The sequence below is a fragment of the Pontimonas salivibrio genome, assembly GCF_002950575.1.
Classification (GTDB): domain Bacteria; phylum Actinomycetota; class Actinomycetes; order Actinomycetales; family Microbacteriaceae; genus Pontimonas; species Pontimonas salivibrio.
Genome location: NZ_CP026923.1, coordinates 1150496 through 1170057, shown reverse-complemented (window position 1 = coordinate 1170057; position 19562 = coordinate 1150496). Strand labels below are relative to the sequence as shown.

General features: G+C 57.6%; 14 protein-coding genes and 3 rRNA genes. 16 read left to right on the top strand and 1 reads right to left on the bottom strand.

The genetic code is table 11. The features are described 5' to 3' along the window. Window positions 1-20: 20 nt before the first annotated feature. Window positions 21-914, bottom strand: a complete 894-nt coding sequence (locus C3B54_RS05870) for an ABC transporter substrate-binding protein (RefSeq protein ID WP_104913665.1) — start codon at window positions 912-914, stop codon at window positions 21-23. Window positions 915-1085: 171 nt separating this feature from the next. Here C3B54_RS05870 and tyrS point away from each other — a divergent pair, with 171 nt between their 5' ends. The 16 genes from tyrS (at window position 1086) to C3B54_RS05795 (ending at window position 19561) form a co-directional block, all read left to right on the top strand. Further along, window positions 1086-2402 carry a tyrosine--tRNA ligase gene (tyrS, locus tag C3B54_RS05865; protein ID WP_104913664.1) on the top strand — a complete coding sequence of 439 codons (1317 nt, stop codon included), beginning with the start codon at window positions 1086-1088 and terminating at the stop codon, window positions 2400-2402. A gap of 572 nt (window positions 2403-2974) precedes the next feature. Next, window positions 2975-4497 (top strand): 16S ribosomal RNA (locus C3B54_RS05860). A gap of 420 nt (window positions 4498-4917) precedes the next feature. After that, a 23S ribosomal RNA gene (locus C3B54_RS05855) occupies window positions 4918-8027 on the top strand. Window positions 8028-8129: 102 nt separating this feature from the next. Beyond that, window positions 8130-8246, top strand: a 5S ribosomal RNA gene (rrf, locus tag C3B54_RS05850). The 16S, 23S and 5S rRNA genes sit together here, the layout of an rRNA operon. Before the next feature lie 241 nt (window positions 8247-8487). After that, window positions 8488-8775 carry a hypothetical protein gene (locus tag C3B54_RS08825; protein WP_170006116.1) on the top strand — a complete coding sequence of 96 codons (288 nt, stop codon included), beginning with the start codon at window positions 8488-8490 and terminating at the stop codon, window positions 8773-8775. 35 nt (window positions 8776-8810) lie between these two features. Beyond that, window positions 8811-9641 carry a hypothetical protein gene (locus tag C3B54_RS05845; protein WP_245867827.1) on the top strand — a complete coding sequence of 277 codons (831 nt, stop codon included), beginning with the start codon at window positions 8811-8813 and terminating at the stop codon, window positions 9639-9641. A 2-nt stretch (window positions 9642-9643) separates the two neighbouring features. Then, complete coding sequence (locus tag C3B54_RS05840; protein ID WP_104914296.1) at window positions 9644-10669, top strand: HAD-IIA family hydrolase; 1026 nt, start codon at window positions 9644-9646, stop codon at window positions 10667-10669. A gap of 74 nt (window positions 10670-10743) precedes the next feature. Beyond that, window positions 10744-10962 carry a hypothetical protein gene (locus C3B54_RS05835; RefSeq protein WP_104913663.1) on the top strand — a complete coding sequence of 73 codons (219 nt, stop codon included), beginning with the start codon at window positions 10744-10746 and terminating at the stop codon, window positions 10960-10962. Beyond that, window positions 10959-11774 carry a TlyA family RNA methyltransferase gene (locus C3B54_RS05830; protein ID WP_104913662.1) on the top strand — a complete coding sequence of 272 codons (816 nt, stop codon included), beginning with the start codon at window positions 10959-10961 and terminating at the stop codon, window positions 11772-11774. The genes C3B54_RS05835 and C3B54_RS05830 overlap by 4 nt, the downstream gene beginning before the upstream one ends. A gap of 10 nt (window positions 11775-11784) precedes the next feature. Further along, the gene (locus C3B54_RS05825) at window positions 11785-12690 is read left to right on the top strand and encodes an NAD kinase (RefSeq protein ID WP_342749532.1); all 906 of its coding nucleotides are present in this window, start codon (window positions 11785-11787) and stop codon (window positions 12688-12690) included. Further along, the gene (recN, locus tag C3B54_RS05820; RefSeq protein ID WP_104913660.1) at window positions 12687-14393 is read left to right on the top strand and encodes a DNA repair protein RecN; all 1707 of its coding nucleotides are present in this window, start codon (window positions 12687-12689) and stop codon (window positions 14391-14393) included. Before C3B54_RS05825 ends, recN begins: the two co-directional genes overlap by 4 nt. Window positions 14394-14415: 22 nt before the next feature. Beyond that, on the top strand, window positions 14416-16116 hold the full coding sequence (locus C3B54_RS05815; protein WP_104913659.1) for a CTP synthase: 1701 nt from the start codon (window positions 14416-14418) through the stop codon (window positions 16114-16116). Further along, the gene (locus C3B54_RS05810) at window positions 16113-16682 is read left to right on the top strand and encodes an NUDIX domain-containing protein (RefSeq protein WP_104913658.1); all 570 of its coding nucleotides are present in this window, start codon (window positions 16113-16115) and stop codon (window positions 16680-16682) included. Before C3B54_RS05815 ends, C3B54_RS05810 begins: the two co-directional genes overlap by 4 nt. Then, entirely contained in the window at window positions 16663-17610 is a 948-nt protein-coding gene (xerD, locus tag C3B54_RS05805; RefSeq protein WP_104913657.1) for a site-specific tyrosine recombinase XerD, read from the top strand. Before C3B54_RS05810 ends, xerD begins: the two co-directional genes overlap by 20 nt. Before the next feature lie 20 nt (window positions 17611-17630). Continuing rightward, a complete protein-coding gene (locus C3B54_RS05800; protein ID WP_104913656.1) occupies window positions 17631-18494 on the top strand; it encodes a ParA family protein in 864 nt (287 codons plus the stop codon). Between the two features lie 32 nt (window positions 18495-18526). Further along, on the top strand, window positions 18527-19561 hold the full coding sequence (locus tag C3B54_RS05795) for a segregation and condensation protein A (RefSeq protein WP_104914295.1): 1035 nt from the start codon (window positions 18527-18529) through the stop codon (window positions 19559-19561). Window position 19562: the final 1 nt, after the last annotated feature.

Below are 19562 nucleotides of genomic sequence, written 5' to 3'. Positions count from 1 at the left end.
GGGTTTCTCTTAGACGGTCGTTACTGGAGGACCGGAGCGGACTGGTCAGCGCCCAGCCACGTGTCGGTGATTTCGGCGAGCGTGCCGTTGTCGGTCAAGGCCTGCAGTGCTTCGTTGACCGCGTCGGTTAATGGGCTGTCCTTTTCCAGAACAAGACCCCACTGGTCGGGCACGCCGACGTCGCCAGCAAGCTGGCCAACAATCAAGCCGTCAGTGATTTCCACACCGGTCAAATAGAACGCGGTGGGGAGGTCCACGACGAGAGCGTCGATCTGGCCGGTCTCGAGTGCGAGTTTCGCAGCATCGTTGTCGTTGAACGCCTGGGCGCCACTGGTCGGGTCGATGATTGCCTCAATGGCTTGGAAACTGGTGGTTCCCGTCGCTGCGCCAATGATCAGGTCTTTCAAATCAGCAATAGACGTGGCGTCGGCTGCTGCCGAAGACGCGTTGGTGATGACTGCCTGCGGGGTGGAGTAGTAGGGCAGCGAGAAGTCGACGTTTTCCGCCCGCTCCGCCGTAATGGTGTACTGCTGCAGGTTGAAGTCAAAATCTTTCGGTCCGGGCTGGATTGCGGCCTCAAACGTGGTGCGTACCCACTGGACATCCTCCGGGGCGAAGCCCAGCTCTTCGGCCAGCGCGTACGCGACGGCCGATTCGAAGCCTTCGCCACTGGTCGGGTCGTCTTCGAGTACGTAGGGGTAGTAAGCCGGTTCACCGGTGGCGATGGTGAGCACACCATCGGTCAGGGTCGGCAGCGACTCCTCGGCTGGAGTCTCTTCGGTGGTCTCTTCTGCGGCCTCTTCAGGTTCGGCAGTTTCGGTTTCTGGGGCGGTACCCGCTTGGCAGGCAGCAAGTGCCAAAACCAGGGCACCGGCACCAGCGAAAGCGCCAAAGCGCTTGCTCAGTGTCGACATTGTGTCTCCTCATTGTGCTGTGTGATGTAGTCACGGTGCTGTGTGATGCAGCCACTGTGATGGCGCGCCTCCGGAGGCCTCCTGGCGCAGGGATGTCTCTATTCTGTCCTAGCTTTGGCATCGCCGTGTGCTCGATGACAGTTCATGACGCTGCAGTGATAACCTGACCGCGTGTCAACGGCCTCTTCTGGCGGGAAAATCCCCGCCCCTCATAACGATGCGAGCTTTGCGGATGTCTGGGAAGAGCTCTCTTGGCGTGGCCTGATTCACGTCTCGACAGATCCGGTCGCACTGAAGGCTCTGCTGTCAGGGCCCCCCGTGACCTACTACTGCGGTTTTGACCCCACTGCTCCGAGCCTTCACCTGGGCAACCTGGTGCAGCTTTTGGTGATGCGCCGATTACAACTCGCCGGCCACCGCCCACTGGCGTTGGTAGGGGGGTCAACAGGTCTTATCGGTGACCCCAAACCCACCGCGGAGCGCACCCTCAATGACCCCGACACGGTGGCGCTGTGGGTGGAGAAGCTGCGCCACCAAGTCACTCGGTTTCTCGATGACTCTGGCGATAACGCCGTAGTGATGGTGAACAACCTCGATTGGACTAAAGACCTCAGCGCGATTTCGTTCCTTCGAGACATAGGCCAGTACTTCCGCGTAGGCACCATGATCAAAAAGGACGCGGTCGCTGCGCGGTTAAATTCCGATGCGGGGATTAGCTACACCGAGTTTTCCTACCAAATCCTTCAAGGTATGGACTTCATGCGCCTACATGAGGATTACGGCTGCATGCTCCAAACCGGAGGCTCCGACCAGTGGGGAAACCTCACGAGTGGCACCGACCTAGTCCACAAAGCATTGGGTAAGACTGTTCACGCGTTGGGCACCCCGCTGATTACTAACTCCGATGGCACCAAATTTGGAAAATCGGAAGGCAACGCGGTCTGGTTAGACCGCGAGCTCACCAGCCCCTGGGCGATGTACCAGTTTTGGCTGAACACCGATGATCGAGACGTAATCGACCGGCTGAAAGTGTTCACCTTCCTGAGTCGCGACGAGATTGAGTCTTTGGAGCAGGCCGTGGCGAGCGAACCTCACCGGCGGGAAGCACAGCGCACCCTCGCGCTGCACGTGACCGCGCTGGTTCACGGTGAGGAAGAAGCCAGGGCAGTCGAGGACGCTGCCTTGAAGCTGTTTGGCAAAGACTCTTTAGACGGCATTGATGCGGCGGTGTTTGACCAGGCGATGCAGGAATTGCCGCTTGCCGATGTTGAACCAGATACCCCGGTGACCCAAGCGCTCGTCGATTCGGGACTGTGCTCTTCGGTGTCAGAAGCCAGGCGGGCCATTTCCCAGGGGGGAGTGTCGATCAACAACACCCCTGTGAGTGAACAGGATGCCCCAGTTGGGGGTCCCACGCCGCCGTCAGCTCGCTGGTTGCTGCTCAAACGGGGTAAGAAAACCCTGGCGGGGCTTCGCATCACCGCTTAAACCCATCACCGTCTAATCGGGTCGCCGCGGGGTGCTCCAATTGCCGATGCTGTCTGGATGAGCACCAACTGGGAACATCGCGACACGCGCGGGATTCCTGGCTAATTTGGTAACAGGGCTGCTGGTCTCTATAGTTATCAAGTCGACATCACGGGCCAGTCTGGTGAGAACCCGAAGCCCCGAAAATGACGACAGCTAGGCCACAATCCTCTGGTTGCCAGAGTGACAGAAATGGACTAGTGTTATGGCTCTGACGCTTCTACGGAGCGAGACGGTCGAGTAAGGAAACTTCTCCCGGCTCGCAATCAACAAAGTGACAGATAAGTAAAAGGTAGAGACGCTTCGACGTTAACCCGAAAGGGAGCGAGTCGGGGGCGCCCGATCCTTGAGAACTCAACAGTGTGCACTAAGTCAATGCCAAAAAACCTCCGAGGCAGAGCAATCTGCCTTTGAGATTCCTTTGGATTATTGAACGAGTCAGACTCGTTCCAATAGTCAGAACACATTGGCATCGCGAGCAATCGCGGTGTCGCCAAGTGTGTGGTGGTCTTCGGATCATCACAGACAAACTCTTTACGGAGAGTTTGATCCTGGCTCAGGACGAACGCTGGCGGCGTGCTTAACACATGCAAGTCGAACGATGAACACCGGAGCTTGCTCTGGTGGGATTAGTGGCGAACGGGTGAGTAACACGTGAGCAATCTGCCCCCGACTCTGGGATAAGCGTTGGAAACGACGTCTAATACCGGATACGACACCTCCTGGCATCAGGTGGGTGTGGAAAGAATTTCGGTTGGGGATGAGCTCGCGGCCTATCAGCTTGTTGGTGAGGTAATGGCTCACCAAGGCGACGACGGGTAGCCGGCCTGAGAGGGTGACCGGCCACACTGGGACTGAGACACGGCCCAGACTCCTACGGGAGGCAGCAGTGGGGAATATTGCACAATGGGCGCAAGCCTGATGCAGCAACGCCGCGTGGGGGACGAAGGCCTTCGGGTTGTAAACCCCTTTTAGCAGGGAAGAAGCGCAAGTGACGGTACCTGCAGAAAAAGCACCGGCTAACTACGTGCCAGCAGCCGCGGTAATACGTAGGGTGCAAGCGTTGTCCGGAATTATTGGGCGTAAAGAGCTCGTAGGCGGTGTGTCGCGTCTGCTGTGAAAATCCAAGGCTCAACCTTGGACCTGCAGTGGGTACGGGCACACTAGAGTGCGGTAGGGGAGATTGGAATTCCTGGTGTAGCGGTGGAATGCGCAGATATCAGGAGGAACACCAATGGCGAAGGCAGATCTCTGGGCCGTAACTGACGCTGAGGAGCGAAAGCGTGGGGAGCGAACAGGATTAGATACCCTGGTAGTCCACGCCGTAAACGGTGGGAACTAGATGTGGGGTCCGTTCCACGGATTCCGTGTCGCAGCTAACGCATTAAGTTCCCCGCCTGGGGAGTACGGCCGCAAGGCTAAAACTCAAAGGAATTGACGGGGGCCCGCACAAGCGGCGGAGCATGCGGATTAATTCGATGCAACGCGAAGAACCTTACCAAGGCTTGACATATAGAGGAAAAGTGCAGAAATGTACTCCCCGCAAGGTCTCTATACAGGTGGTGCATGGTTGTCGTCAGCTCGTGTCGTGAGATGTTGGGTTAAGTCCCGCAACGAGCGCAACCCTCGTCCTATGTTGCCAGCACGTAATGGTGGGAACTCATGGGAGACTGCCGGGGTCAACTCGGAGGAAGGTGGGGATGACGTCAAATCATCATGCCCCTTATGTCTTGGGCTTCACGCATGCTACAATGGCCGGTACAGAGGGCTGCAATATCGCAAGATGGAGCGAATCCCACAAAGCCGGTCTCAGTTCGGATTGAGGTCTGCAACTCGACCTCATGAAGTTGGAGTCGCTAGTAATCGTGGATCAGCAACGCCACGGTGAATACGTTCCCGGGCCTTGTACACACCGCCCGTCAAGTCATGAAAGTCGGTAACACCCGAAGCCGGTGGCCTAACCTTTTGGAAGGAGCCGTCGAAGGTGGGATCGGTGATTAGGACTAAGTCGTAACAAGGTAGCCGTACCGGAAGGTGCGGCTGGATCACCTCCTTTCTAAGGAGCATCTGGTGTCTTCGGACACCTAGAGCCACGCGGGAGACATACGTTCTCTCGGTGGAAGCTCATGGGTGGAACATTGACTTAGGTGGTAGCGAAACTCAGTGCTGTTAGTACACCCTCCGGGGTCGGAACACAGCGCAGGGGGCTGCTGCCGCCATGCACACTGTTGGGTCCTGAGGGACCGGGTGGATGGGAAACCATCTCCTGGAACCGATCGGACCGTCACGAACGCGGAGCACATGCGCGCGTTTCGGGCGGTACCGCCCGTAGGTTGAGAACTACACAGTGGACGCGAGCATCTTAGAAACACACTCCTTCGGGAGTGTTTTTCGACAGATCTAGCAATAGATCAAATCATTGGTCACTGCCACAGTGTCGCTTAGGCGACGCTGTGACAGCGATTCATACTCATGTAGTCAAGTTTCTAAGGGCAAACGGTGGATGCCTAGGCATCTGGAGCCGAAGAAGGACGTAGCAATCTGCGATAAGCCTCGGGGAGCCGATAAGCGGGCTTTAATCCGAGGATTTCCGAATGGGGAAACCCAGCTGGGCGGCTAGTCCGACCCAGTTACTCCTGTCTGAATACATAGGGCAGGGAGAGGGAACGTGGGGAAGTGAAACATCTCAGTACCCACAGGAAGAGAAAACAATAGTGATTCCGTAAGTAGTGGCGAGCGAACGCGGAACAGGCTAAACCGGTCGTGTGTGATAGACGGTAGTCGTTGCACGGTCGGTGTTGTGGGACTCTCACGGTGTTCTACCGAACACCACATGGACACGCGTACGTATAGACGAATGGCATTGAAAGGCCAGCCACAGAGGGTGCCAGCCCCTTAGTCGAAATGCGTACCTGACGTGGAGAGGATCCCAAGTAGCACGGGGCCCGAGAAATCCCGTGTGAATCTGCCAGGACCACCTGGTAAGCCTAAATACTCCCAGATGACCGATAGCGGACAAGTACCGTGAGGGAAAGGTGAAAAGTACCCCGGGAGGGGAGTGAAATAGTACCTGAAACCGTTTGCTTACAAACCGTTGGAGCTCCCTTGTTGGAGTGACAGCGTGCCTTTTGAAGAATGAGCCTGCGAGTTAGCGATATGTGGCGAGGTTAACCCGTGAGGGGTAGCCGTAGCGAAAGCGAGTCTGAATAGGGCGATTCAGTCGCATGTCCTAGACCCGAAGCGAAGTGATCTATCCATGGCCAGGTTGAAGCGACGGTAAGACGTCGTGGAGGACCGAACCCACTTGGGTTGAAAACCGAGGGGATGAGCTGTGGATAGGGGTGAAAGGCCAATCAAACTTCGTGATAGCTGGTTCTCTCCGAAATGCATTTAGGTGCAGCGTTGCGTGTTTCTTACTGGAGGTAGAGCTACTGGATGGCCGATGGGCCCAACAAGGTTACTGACGTCAGCCAAACTCCGAATGCCAGTAAGTGAGAGCGCAGCAGTGAGACGGTGGGGGATAAGCTTCATCGTCGAAAGGGAAACAGCCCAGACTACCGACTAAGGTCCCAAAGCGTGTGCTAAGTGGAAAAGGATGTGGAGTTGCATAGACAACCAGGAGGTTGGCTTAGAAGCAGCCACCCTTGAAAGAGTGCGTAATAGCTCACTGGTCAAGTGATTCCGCGCCGACAATGTAACGGGGCTCAAGCACATCACCGAAGTCGTAGCATTTGCACAATAGGCAGGCCTTCGTGGTCCAGCCGTGTGGATGGGTAGGAGAGCGTCGTGTGGCGAGCGAAGCGGCGGGGTGACCCAGCCGTGGACGCCACACGAGTGAGAATGCAGGCATGAGTAGCGAAAGACGGGTGAGAAACCCGTCCTCCGGAAGACCAAGGGTTCCAGGGCCAGGCTAATCCGCCCTGGGTAAGTCGGGACCTAAGGCGAGGCCGACAGGCGTAGTCGATGGACAACGGGTTGATATTCCCGTACCGGCGAAGAACCGCAAGAGCTAATCCAATAATGCTAAGAGCCCGAATCTCCTTCTTGATCCCTTCGGGGTGAGAGTCGGAGGCTAGCGCTCGACCCTACGTTGGTGCGGCTAGCGTATTAACAGGTGTGACGCAGGAAGGTAGCTGAGCCAGGCGATGGTTGACCTGGTGTAAGGGTGTAGGGCGAGAGATAGGCAAATCCGTCTCTCATATGCCTGAGACCCGACGCGTAGCCCCATGGGCGAAATCAGTGATCCTATGCTGCCAAGAAAAGCATCGACGCGAGGTTCTAGCTGCCCGTACCCCAAACCGACTCAGGTGGTCAGGTAGAGAATACTAAGGAGATCGAGAGAATCGTGGTTAAGGAACTCGGCAAAATGCCCCCGTAACTTCGGGAGAAGGGGGGCCGGATGCGTGATGAAATTTACTTTTTGAGCGTTGAAGGCCGCAGAGACCAGTGGGAAGCGACTGTTTACTAAAAACACAGGTCCGTGCGAAGTTGTAAGACGATGTATACGGACTGACGCCTGCCCGGTGCTGGAAGGTTAAGGGGATCGGTTAGCTTCGGCGAAGCTGAGAACTTAAGCCCCAGTAAACGGCGGTGGTAACTATAACCATCCTAAGGTAGCGAAATTCCTTGTCGGGTAAGTTCCGACCTGCACGAATGGCGTAACGACTTCCCAACTGTCTCAACCGCGAACTCGGCGAAATTGCACTACGAGTAAAGATGCTCGTTACGCGCAGCAGGACGGAAAGACCCCGTGACCTTTACTACAGCTTGGTATTGGTGTTCGGTGTGGCTTGTGTAGGATAGGTGGGAGACTGTGAAGCGGACACGCCAGTGTTCGTGGAGTCATTGTTGAAATACCACTCTGGTCACTCTGGACATCTAACTTCGAACCGTAATCCGGTTCAGGGACAGTGCCTGGTGGGTAGTTTAACTGGGGCGGTTGCCTCCCAAAAAGTAACGGAGGCGCCCAAAGGTTCCCTCAGCCTGGTTGGCAATCAGGTTTTGAGTGTAAGTGCACAAGGGAGCTTGACTGTGAGACTGACAGGTCGAACAGGGACGAAAGTCGGGACTAGTGATCCGGCAGTGGCTTGTGGAAGCGCTGTCGCTCAACGGATAAAAGGTACCTCGGGGATAACAGGCTGATCTTGCCCAAGAGTCCATATCGACGGCATGGTTTGGCACCTCGATGTCGGCTCGTCGCATCCTGGGGCTGGAGTAGGTCCCAAGGGTTGGGCTGTTCGCCCATTAAAGCGGCACGCGAGCTGGGTTTAGAACGTCGTGAGACAGTTCGGTCCCTATCCGCTGCGTGCGTAGGAAGTTTGAAAGGATCTGACCCTAGTACGAGAGGACCGGGTTGGACGAACCTCTGGTGTGTCAGTTGTCCTGCCAAGGGCACCGCTGATTAGCTACGTTCGGGATGGATAACCGCTGAAAGCATCTAAGCGGGAAGCCGGCCTTAAGATGAGACTTCCATACCTTTTAGGTGAGAGGCTCCCAGTAGACGACTGGGTTGATAGGCTGGATGTGGAAGCGAGGACTAACGACTCGTGAAGCTGACCAGTACTAATAAGCCGAAAACTTGACATACACATGAACTGTTGTTCGCGTCCACTATGTGGTTCCCGATTTACGGCCGGGAACCGACGGCACACCCTCGGGTGTGCCCTCAGGCTGATAAATCCATAGAGTTTCGGCGGCCATAGCGAGAGGGAAACGCCCGGTTACATTCCGAACCCGGAAGCTAAGACTCTCAGCGCCGATGGTACTGCAGGGGGGACCCTGTGGGAGAGTAGGTCACCGCCGGACAACTATTAAAAAGTGGCCACCCGAGAGGGTGGCCACTTTTCATTTCTAGACTTTTTAATCACACAGAGGAACCCACTGATGGCAGATTCTCCTAGACGCCCCGGCGGTTCCTCAGACAATTCCCGCAATAACTCTCGTGGCCGGCCATCCACCGGCGGGAACTCCGGCTATCGGGGTGGCCCGAAAAAACCGGGTAGTCCGCGCTCTTCTGGCGGCGCACCCTCTGGTGAGGGTGGTCCACGTGATGGTGCCCGCAACTCGGGAGGCTACCGGGGTAGCGGGGGAAGCGACCGGGCTGGTGGCGAACGCGGAGGGCGACCTGATCGCCCTGATCGTTCGAACCGCACTGATCGCACTGATCGCCCGAACCGCACTGATCGCCCCGAGCGTTCTGGGCGCCCTGAACGCACCTCGGCGCCCCGCGATGGGTCGCGCACTGGTGGGGGACGACCCCCAGGAGCTGACACCAGACGCTCTGCGGGACCCCGAGCTGATAATCGCGATCGGCCACGCCGGGAGGAGGACCTGACGCCAACTCCCGTCTTTCCTGACGTCGATGAGGATGTGGAACCAAAACAACTCGATCGTATTGCCCGGCGGGATTTGACCACTCTGGATAAGGCTGAGGCTGAGTTTGTGGCGAACCACCTGGTGATGGCCGCACGGCTTATTGATGATGACGTGGAGCTCGCGCATCAACACGCTCTTGCCGCACTTCACAAAGGCTCGCGTATTCCCGTGGTGCGAGAAACCCTAGGAATTACCGCCTATTTGAGGGGCGATTTCGCGTTGGCACTGAGGGAGCTTCGCACGCACCGTCGATTGACCGGCAAAGACGTGAACGTGCCGATGATGGTCGATTGTGAGCGCGGCCTTGGCCGCCCACAAAGAGGCATCGAGTTGGCCAGAAGCACCAAAGTTGATTCTCTAGACACCGGCGTGAGGGTCGAATTAGCGATCGCGCTCTCTGGTGCGCGGTTGGATTTGGAGCAACCCGACCGAGCATTGTTGGAACTGCAGATTCCTGAATTGAATCCGAACTTGGCTTTTTCGTACTCGCCAGCACTATTTGATGCCTATGCGGTGGTACTCGACGAGCTGGGGCGCAGCGATGAAGCGGCGATTTGGGGCAACCGTGCCCACGTTGCAGCGCGAGCCCTAGCGGAAGCAGAGGGCGCCCCTGATGACATCGTGGTGGTGGATATCGGCGATGATGATGACGTGAGCCCCGATCTCAATCCTGAACTGAACCCTGATGTGAGCCCTGATGTGAGCGCAGACATTATTCCCGAGCCTGGTGAGCCAGGTAGCGAGCCTGGTTCGGGCAACTCCGCGCCAATGGTGTCCGACTCGGAAACCCCAGAGCCGCGAGGTGATGGGGCAGGTGACCTTTGATGATGGGGTTCACGGGTCGCTCTGGCAAAACTGACACCCCGCTTGCGGGTAAAGACGCTCTGTTTCTGGACCTCGATGGTGTGATTTATCGGGGTCCTGACCCAATCGATTATGCAGTGGAGTCCATCAACCAGACGGCTTTGCCAGTGGCCTATTTGACCAATAATGCTTCCAGAACGCCCGAGCAGGTGGCTGACCAATTACGCGGATACGGGCTGGAGCTAGTCCCCGAACACGTGGTGACGTCACCGCAAGCTGCTGTTGCGCTACTGAAAACGATGATTCCCGCGGCGTCCACTGTGCTCGTCGTCGGAGGTGAAGGCCTCCTCCGAGAAATCGCGGAAGCAGGTTTCTCGATCACGACGTCCGCTGATGATGAACCTGTTGCTGTCGTACAGGGTTTCTCGCCCGAGGTGGGTTGGCCACAGCTTGCTGAAGGGTCTTTTGCGATCCAACGCGACCCTTCTGTGGTGTGGGTGGCAACCAACACGGACTGGACCATTCCGGTGCAGCGCGGTGTGGCACCGGGAAACGGTGCGTTGGTTTCCGCGGTGCACTTGGCCGTGGGCCGACTCGCGACGTTTGCGGGTAAGCCCGAGAGGGCAATGTTCGATGTTGCCGCTCGCCGCATGGCCGTATCGACGCCGCTAATGGTCGGTGATCGCTTAGATACCGACATTAAAGGGGCGAGGGCGGCTGGAATATCGTCCGCTGTTGTGCTGACGGGAATCGATCAGGCCAAACAGATTCTTGCGGCAGGGGAAGACCAGCGACCCGATTATATCCTTCAGGACTTACGTCAGCTTCATCTGCCGTATCCCGAGATTATTAGAAGTGTGGACCGGGACGATGTGCACACTGTCGAGGTGGGGAAAGCGGTCGTGCGCAGAAAAGGCCACGTGGTTCGGGTGGCGCGTGCGGGGGAGAAGATTGATCTTCTTCGGGCCGGGGCAGCGTGTATTTATGATTCCGGTTTGAAAATCTTTGGACTCGATGTTGACCCTGCGTTGTACAGCGACAAGGGATAGTTCCGTTGGGGTGTTCTTCACACGCGAGCGAACCGTCCCCACATCCATCCGGCCCTCGCGTAATGTGGTGAACCATGGTCGAACCAGTGCACGGATTTTCTGACACCTCCGATGAGGAGTTTGTTGCCCAGGTTGAGGCGCTGATGGATTTGCCCCTCGAACAGCGCTTGCAAGGCCTCGCCGCAGCGGAAGAAGCCTTGCGGGAGCGTCTCGGTTCGGCCAACGTCACCGTGGCAGCGACACCCTCTGATGGCGAGCGTTCTGGCGCTGAGGACACTGCGCATTCCGAGTGAACGCCACTCGTCTTGATGTCGCTCTCGTTCAGCGAGGCCTCGCATCAACAAGGACCAAAGCTCAGCGTCTGATCGCCGGGGGACTGGTCACTGTGGCTAATTCACCCGCCACGAAGCCGTCGATGGTGGTGGCTGATGACGCGGTAATTGACCTTGTCGCCAACGCCGATCCCCACTCCGGCGTTTCTGAAGTGGCTGATGTGGGTAGGGGCGCGACAAAACTTCGGGCTGCGCTCACGCGGTGGTCACCTCCTATCCGTGGCGCGGTGTGTGTTGATGTGGGTGCGTCCACTGGTGGGTTTACTCAGGTGTTACTCGAATCAGGCGCGCGTAGTGTGGTCGCCCTCGATGTGGGACACGGTCAGCTTGATCCTTCCCTCGTTGCTGATACCCGGGTAATTAACCGTGAGGGTGTGCACGCTGCGCGGATTTCCTCGTCTTGGTGGGCGAATCAGTCTCTGCCGACACCGGTCAGTGTGGTGGTCGCCGACGTGAGTTTCATCTCCTTGACAAAGATCATTCCCGCATTGGTGGAGACTTTTGGTGTCCACAGCCACTTTGTGTTGTTACTAAAACCACAGTTTGAAGTGGGTAAGAGCGGGATTGACCAAGGCGTAGTGAAAGATGTCGCCAGACGGGATAAAGCGGTCCATACGGTGATGGAGTGTCTGGAAGAACATGGCGTGACACCACGCGACATCATGGTTTCGCCACTGACCGGCGAAAAGGGCAATGTGGAATATCTGGTCTACGCCAGTGCAACATCCAGTGTGTATCCAGCAGAATGGGACAAGGCGATTCCAGCCCAATGAGGGGAATACTGTGACCAGAAAGATGCTCGTTGTCTCCCACGTGGGCCGCGACGACGCACTCGAGGCTGCTCATACGGTGTTGCGGACCCTGCTCGCAGCGGGAGTGACACCGGTAGTGGCCCCCGATCAGGCTGAGCCGATGACTCGAGGGCTCGACATCCAACCAGAAATTCTCACACAGGGCGTTGCGGCAACAGACATCGAGCTGGGGATCGTCCTCGGTGGTGACGGCACAATCTTGATGGCAGCGGAACTCCTGCGAGGAAGCGGCGCTCCACTCCTGGGGGTCAACCTCGGACACGTGGGATTTCTTGCCGAAAGTGAAAAAGAAGATTTGCAGTTCACCGTCGACCAAGCCCTCGCCAAGAATTACCAGGTCGACGAGAGGTTAACCCTTGAGGTTGTCGTCGAAACCGACAGCCAGGAGGTGTTTCGCACCTTCGCGCTCAACGAAGCGACCGTGGAGAAAGCAGACCGCTCTCGAATGGTCGAATTGGCCCTAGAAGTTGATGGTAGACCCGTGTCGAGCTTCGGCTGTGACGGTGTTGTTCTCTCCACGCCCACCGGGTCGACCGCTTACTCATTTTCTGCAGGTGGACCCATCGTCTGGCCACAGGTCCAGGCGATGGTCATGACACCGCTATCCGCTCACGCACTGTTTTCCAGGCCTCTCGTTGTCGACCCAGGTTCAACCCTCGCCGTGGAAATACTTCCTCGAAACACGCAAGCCGCTGTGTTGTGGTGCGACGGTCGACGCGGCGTCGATGTGCCACCGGGATCTCGTGTGAGTGCCACCAAGAGCAGCGAGCCGGTCCGGCTCGCCAGACTTCACCCCGGCCCATTTAGTGACCGGCTGGTGCGAAAGTTTTCCCTTCCCGTGACGGGTTGGCGCGGTCCGGGGGAAGCCGGCTCATGATTGAGCAGATTCAGATCAACGACTTGGGTGTCATTTCCCACGCGAGTTTGCCACTTGGCCCTGGCTTTACCGTGCTGACCGGCGAGACAGGTGCAGGAAAAACAATGGTCGTCACCGCGTTGGGATTACTCCTAGGCGAGCGGGCCGACACGGCACGCGTTCGACAGGGAAGTGAACACAGTTGGGTTGAAGGGCATTTTCTTGCCGGCTCCATCACACCAGTAGCGGAACGCGTCGAAGAATTAGGCGGTGTCATTGAGGAGGGTGAATTGGTGCTCTCCCGTCAAGTGTCGGCGGAGGGCCGCTCCAAAGCAGTGGTGGGCGGGCGCTCTGCCCCCGTCTCGGTCCTTCAAGAACTTGCCCAACACCTCGTTGTCGTCCACGGGCAAAGCGACCAAATTCGACTGAAGTCGGAATCGGCCCAGCGAGATGCGCTCGATCGTTACGCCGGTGAACGCCTCGCCAGTGTCCTCCACGACTACCAAGAACTTTTTAGGGCACATCAGGAACGACTGCTGGAACTCGAACAAATCGATGAACGCTATGCGGCCCAAAAGGCCGACCAGGATCGGTTGCGCCAAGCTCTGGAGCGTATCGAAGGGGTGCGACCCGAACAGGGTGAAGATGTCTCATTGAAAGCGCTGTCGGACAAATTAGAGTCCATCGAAGACCTCCGAAACGCCGCAGCTGTGGCGAAAGAGGCGCTCTCCAGTGAAGCCGTCGGTCCAGAATCCTCAGATGCTCGCAGTCTTATCGACCACGCCATTCGCTCCTTAGAGCGAGTAGTGGAACACGATGCCGAACTAGCGGGGCCTCTTCAGACTCTGCGCGATGGTCTCTTTCAGATTGACGAAGCTTCACAAGCCCTGTCGTCTTACTTGAGCGCGATTACCGAGGGCGAGAGCCTCGATTTGGAATCAGTGATGTCCAGGCGTGCAGACCTTGGCGGTTTGATGCGTGACTACGGTCCCACATTGGACGACGTGTTGGTGTTCGAAAAATCAGCTAGTGACACCCTCTTGGAAATTGACCTTTCCGGCGATCGGCGAGGACAGCTCGAGGAACAGATCCGCCACGATCAAGAAACGCTCTCCCGCCTGGCCGCAGAAATTACTGAGCGGCGAATGGTCGCCGCGCACACCCTAGGGGAGCGGGTAAGCGCTGAGTTGCAGACACTCGCCATGCCAGACGCACACCTCGTGATTGATGTCTCACCCAAAGAGGCGACCGTTTCCGGAGCCGACCAAGTGAGTTTTCTATTGGCGCCACACCCCGGCGCCCCGCCACGCCCGCTGGCAAAATCGGCTTCTGGCGGTGAACTCTCCCGAGTGATGTTGTCTCTGGAGGTTGTCCTCGCCGAAGCAGACCCTGTCCCGACTTTTATTTTCGACGAAGTCGACGCTGGTGTGGGTGGAGCCACAGCATTGGAAATTGGAAAACGTTTGGCTCGACTGGCCCAATCTGCTCAAGTGATTTGTGTCACACACCTTGCCCAAGTGGCCTCCTACGCCGATACCCACCTCAGCGTGTTTAAAGACCGATCGGGGGAAGTGACCGAGTCGAGCGTGCGAGTGTTAGAAGCCGAGGACCGCGTTGCTGAGCTCGCTCGAATGTTGGGCGGCGATCAGGATTCCGACAGTGCAAAAGCCCACGCGAGAGAAATGCTCCAACGTCAATCGGTGAGTCGCAGCAGTGGTCGCTAAAAACCGGTTAGTCTTTTGACCCGTGGAGGATGAGATCCAGACGGATTCAATCCCGGTCACGAAACACATTTTCGTCACCGGTGGAGTTGTCTCCTCCCTAGGAAAAGGTCTGACCGCAGCATCGCTGGGTAATCTTCTTTCCGGTCGCGGCGTCAAAGTGGTCATGCAGAAGCTTGACCCTTACCTCAACGTTGACCCGGGCACGATGAACCCCTTCCAGCACGGCGAAGTGTTTGTCACCGATGACGGTGCGGAAACAGATCTCGATATTGGTCACTACGAGCGTTTCCTCGACATCAACCTGTCCCGCTCGGCAAACGTCACTACCGGTCAGGTTTACTCCGAAGTGATTGGCCGTGAGCGACGGGGTGAATACCTGGGGGAAACCGTCCAAGTGATTCCCCACATCACAGACGAAATTAAACGTCGGATGCGTGAGCAGGCATCGGCAACACCTAAACCGGATGTGATCATTAGTGAAATCGGTGGCACCGTCGGTGATATCGAAAGCCAACCGTTCATTGAAGCCGCCAGGCAGATTCGACACGAACTGGGACGCGACAACGTCTTCTTCGTCCACGTCTCCTTAGTTCCGTTCATGGGGGCTTCCGGGGAACAAAAGACCAAACCCACGCAACACTCGGTCGCGCAATTGCGCTCGATTGGTATCCAACCCGACGCGTTGGTGCTGCGCAGTGACCGACCCGTCGAAGCCGCCAATCGGCGAAAAATTGCTTTGATGTGTGACGTCGATGAAGCGGCAGTGGTTAATGCCATCGATGTGGCCAGTATTTACGACATCCCTTCCATGCTGCACAGCCAAGACCTCGACGATTACATCGTCGACCACTTGGGGCTAAACGCGGGGGAAATGGTGTGGGACGGGTGGTCGGCGCTACTCGATGCCGTGCACAACCCCGCTCGCGAAGTCACAATCGCGGTGGTCGGAAAATACATCGACCTGCCCGATGCCTACCTCAGTGTGGCCGAAGCCATTCGTGCCGGCGGCTTTGCCCAGCACACCAAAGTTCACCTCAAGTGGGTCGCCAGTGATGACTGTGCCACCGAGGAAGAGGCCGCAAAACAATTGGGCGATGTTGACGGTGTGCTTGTTCCCGGAGGTTTCGGCATCCGCGGAATTGAAGGCAAAGTGGGCGCCCTGCGTTACGCCCGCGAAAACAAGATTCCCACGTTGGGCCTGTGTTTAGGCCTCCAGTGCATGGTCATTGAATATGCCAGGAACGTGGCCGGATTGGCGGAGGCATCGAGCTCAGAATTTGACCCAGAGACCCCCCACCCGGTGGTCGCCACGATGGCCGAACAGGTGGACATCGTCTCCGGCCACGGCGACCTAGGTGGCACCATGCGCTTGGGCCTCTATCCGGCCAGTTTGACCAAAGGGTCTGTCGTCGCCGGTCTTTATGGCGCTCCAGAGATCCACGAGCGACACCGTCATCGCTTTGAAGTGAACAACAACTACCGCACCCAACTCACCGACGCTGGCCTGGTCGTCTCCGGTCAATCACCCGATGGCGGTTTGGTCGAATTTGTCGAGCTTCCTGCCTCCGTTCACCCGTTTTATGTGTCGACCCAAGCACACCCTGAGCTTCGCAGTCGACCCAATCGTGCACACCCGCTTTTTAGCGGCCTCATTGCCGCAGCGATTGAACGCCACGAAGCGTCTGCACTGTTTCCCGTAGGAGCAAAACAGGACACTGCGTGAGTACGCGGGACCTATCTGACACGCCAGAACACCCCACTGTGATCAGCACAGAACGGGTTTTTGATGGTGCCATTTGGGACGTCGTGCGAGAGCGCTTCGACTACAACGGCGATGTGCTTCGACGTGACTACGTTGACCATCCAGGTGCCAGCGCGGTGGTCGCGCTCGACCCGGACAACAACGTGTTGCTGTTGCGTCAATATCGACACCCTGTGCGCTCACGCAACTGGGAACTACCCGCAGGGTTGCTCGATGTAGTCGGCGAAGACCCCGCCGAGGCGGCCCGCCGGGAATTGGCTGAAGAGGCAGGGTATGCCGCAAGCGACATGGTGCACCTGGTGACGCTCAATGTGACACCGGGTGGTTCCAACGAAGTCATTCACATCTTTCTTGCCACGGGTCTGCGTCAGGTCGACCACGACTTTGTGGCGACCGGTGAAGAGGCCGACCTGGAGGTCGCCTTTTGGCCACTGTCTGACGCTGTCGACGCAGCGATGGCTGGGCGTATTAGAAACCAAATCTCCGTCACGGGACTGCTCGCAGCCCATGTCCACCAACAGTCCTAACCAGCCCTCCCCACCGCCTGGTCCCGTCGGGATTGAGGGGGAGCGCTTCCTTCGCTACCTCTCACTGGAGCGTGGGCGCTCGGCGAACACGCTGATTGCCTACCGCAAAGACCTTGAGTCTTACGGCGATTTTTTGCAGGCCCAAGGGGTTACCGAGTTGTCGCTGATCTCCAGGGAACACGTCGCGGAATTTGCCCGTGGCCTCACGGGTTCTCCCCGGAGTGTGCAGCGACGGCTCTCATCGATACGCAGTTTTCACCGCTACCTGATGGAAGTGGGTCACACCCAATCCAACCCGGCTGCAGAAGTGAAAGGGCCGCAGCAGCCGGAGCGGCTCCCGAAAGCACTGAGTGTTCACCGGGTCACCACACTGTTAGAAGGTGTGAGCGGAGATGACGCCCTCTCTCTTCGAGACCGGGCTGTCCTTGAAGTGCTCTACGGCACTGGCGCCCGAGTGAGTGAAGTAGTGAACCTCGCAGTCGACGATGTCACGGGAATAGATGGGGTCACACCCGAAGTGATTCGGGTGATTGGTAAGGGCGATAAAGAGCGCATCGTGCCGCTGGGTTCCAAAGCACGCGAGGCGCTCGAGGCGTATCTTGTGCGTTCGAGGCCGTTTCTCGCCAGAAAAGCCCGACGCTCCAGCGCCGCCCTGTTCTTGGGGGCGAGAGGCGCGGGTCTCTCCCGACAAAGCGTGTGGTTGATTTTGCGGGCACGAGCCGAAGCTGCCGGAATCACAGAGCCACTCTCGCCCCACACTCTTCGACACTCCTGCGCGACACATCTGATTGCTGGCGGGGCCGATATTCGGGTGGTTCAAGAGCTTTTGGGTCACCAGTCGGTGCAAACCACCCAGATTTATACGAGGGTCACCATTGATTCGCTTCGCGATGTGTACTACTCATCACATCCCCGGGCGACCGGGTAGCCCGGGAGTAGACTGAGGCCATGGCGAGCGAGAGTAAGACATCGGCGACAACGGGCCCGACGGGGCGCCCCGTTCGGGATTTCCCGGTCCCCGAAGCGCTGGAATCACACGGACCAGCGCGGGTCATCGCTCTGTGTAACCAAAAAGGTGGTGTGGGTAAGACCACCACCACCATTTCTTTGGCGGGCGCTTTGGCCGAGTACGGCCGAACCGTGTTGTTGGTCGACTTTGACCCTCAGGGCGCGCTGTCTGCAGGAATGGGCATCCAAAGCCACGATGTTCCCACCATTTACGACGCCATGATCGGTCGCGAAAAAGATATCCGACAGACCATTCAACCCTCCGCTATAGCCGGAATTCATGTCATTCCGGCCAATATTGACCTCTCGGCGGCAGAAGTGCACCTGGTCAGTGAGGTAGCCAGGGAAAACATACTCGCGGGGCTGTTACGGCCCGTCTTAGACGATTACGACGTCGTCCTCATCGACTGCCAACCCTCCCTTGGTTTGTTGACAGTGAATGCTCTCACTGCTGCCCACGGTGTGCTGATCCCTTTGGAGTGCGAGTTTTTTGCCCTGCGTGGTGTGGCACTGCTCGTTGACACAATCAACAAAGTCAAAGAGCGGTTAAACCCAGCCCTGCAAGTCGATGGCATCGTCGCGACCATGTATGACGCCCGGACACTCCACGCCAGGGAAGTACTCGAGCGCGTCGTGGACGGGTTTGGCGACACCGTGTTGGACACCGTGATTGGTCGGACGGTGAAGTTCCCCGACGCCTCCGTGGCGGGAACACCCATTACTGAGTTCGCCCCGCAGCATGCCAGCGCCCACACCTACCGTGAGCTTGCGAGAGAGCTGATTTCCCGAGGTGCGATTGCGTAGTGGCGTCCCACCAGGTGACCGGCGAGGCGAGCATGACTGATTCGGCCGTGTCTGATTCAGCAGTGGTTGATTCGGCAGTGGTCGATTCAGGGTTGAGTCCAGCGGAGGCTGCGTCATCTGCTGTTTCTGCTGAGCCTTCACAGCCAGGTGGCGACAGTGACTTTCACGTCTCGCTGGGTAATTTCGATGGTCCTTTTGACTTGCTGCTGCGGTTGATTGGGAAACGCGAAATGCTCATCACCGATGTGGCACTGGCGGCAGTGACGTCGGAATTTATTGACTATGTGAGCACCCTCGAAGGTGAGGACGGCCTCGATCAGGCGAGCCAGTTCCTTGTTGTCGCGGCGACATTACTGGACATGAAAGTTGTGGGGCTACTGCCCCAAGGTGACTATGTCGACGCGGAGGACGTCAAAGTCTTAGAAGCCAGAGATTTACTGTTTGCGAGACTGTTGGAGTACCGCGCGTTTAAGGACGTGTCCCAGTGGTTCTCTACCCGCCTCGCTGAAGAGTCCCTCAGAAATCCTCGGGTGGTGCCTCTGGAGGCTCACTACCGTGACCACACCAGGACCCTCCGTTGGACCACAAGCGTGGAGGATTTTCACGCCCTCGCCTTAATGGCTTTTGCCCCCAAAACCCTTCCCAGCGTGGCCACTGATCACCTTCACGCCCCACTGGTGAGTGTGCGCGAACAGGCGATCCACGTGCTCGGTGTGCTGCGTGGCGGGCAGCGAAGTTTCCGTGAACTCATTGCCGGTGTCAGTGAGCGAGGTGTCGTCGTCGCGCGGTTTCTGGCCATTTTGGAGCTCTACCGTCAAGGGGCACTGTCTTTTCACCAGCTTGAGCCCCTAGGGGAGCTCAGTATCAACCTGGTGGATGACTCCTTCAGCGACGATCAGTTGGCCAGTCTCGGTCAAGAATGGTCTAACCCCGCCGATGATGCCCGAAGCATTGACCAGGAGAACTATCCCGGCGCCGGTGAAGACGACGTTTCCGACAAGCCAGCCCGCGACAAGCAAGCCGGTGGTGCCACTGGTGAGAACTTATCTCCAGGCGCGGGAGAATAGG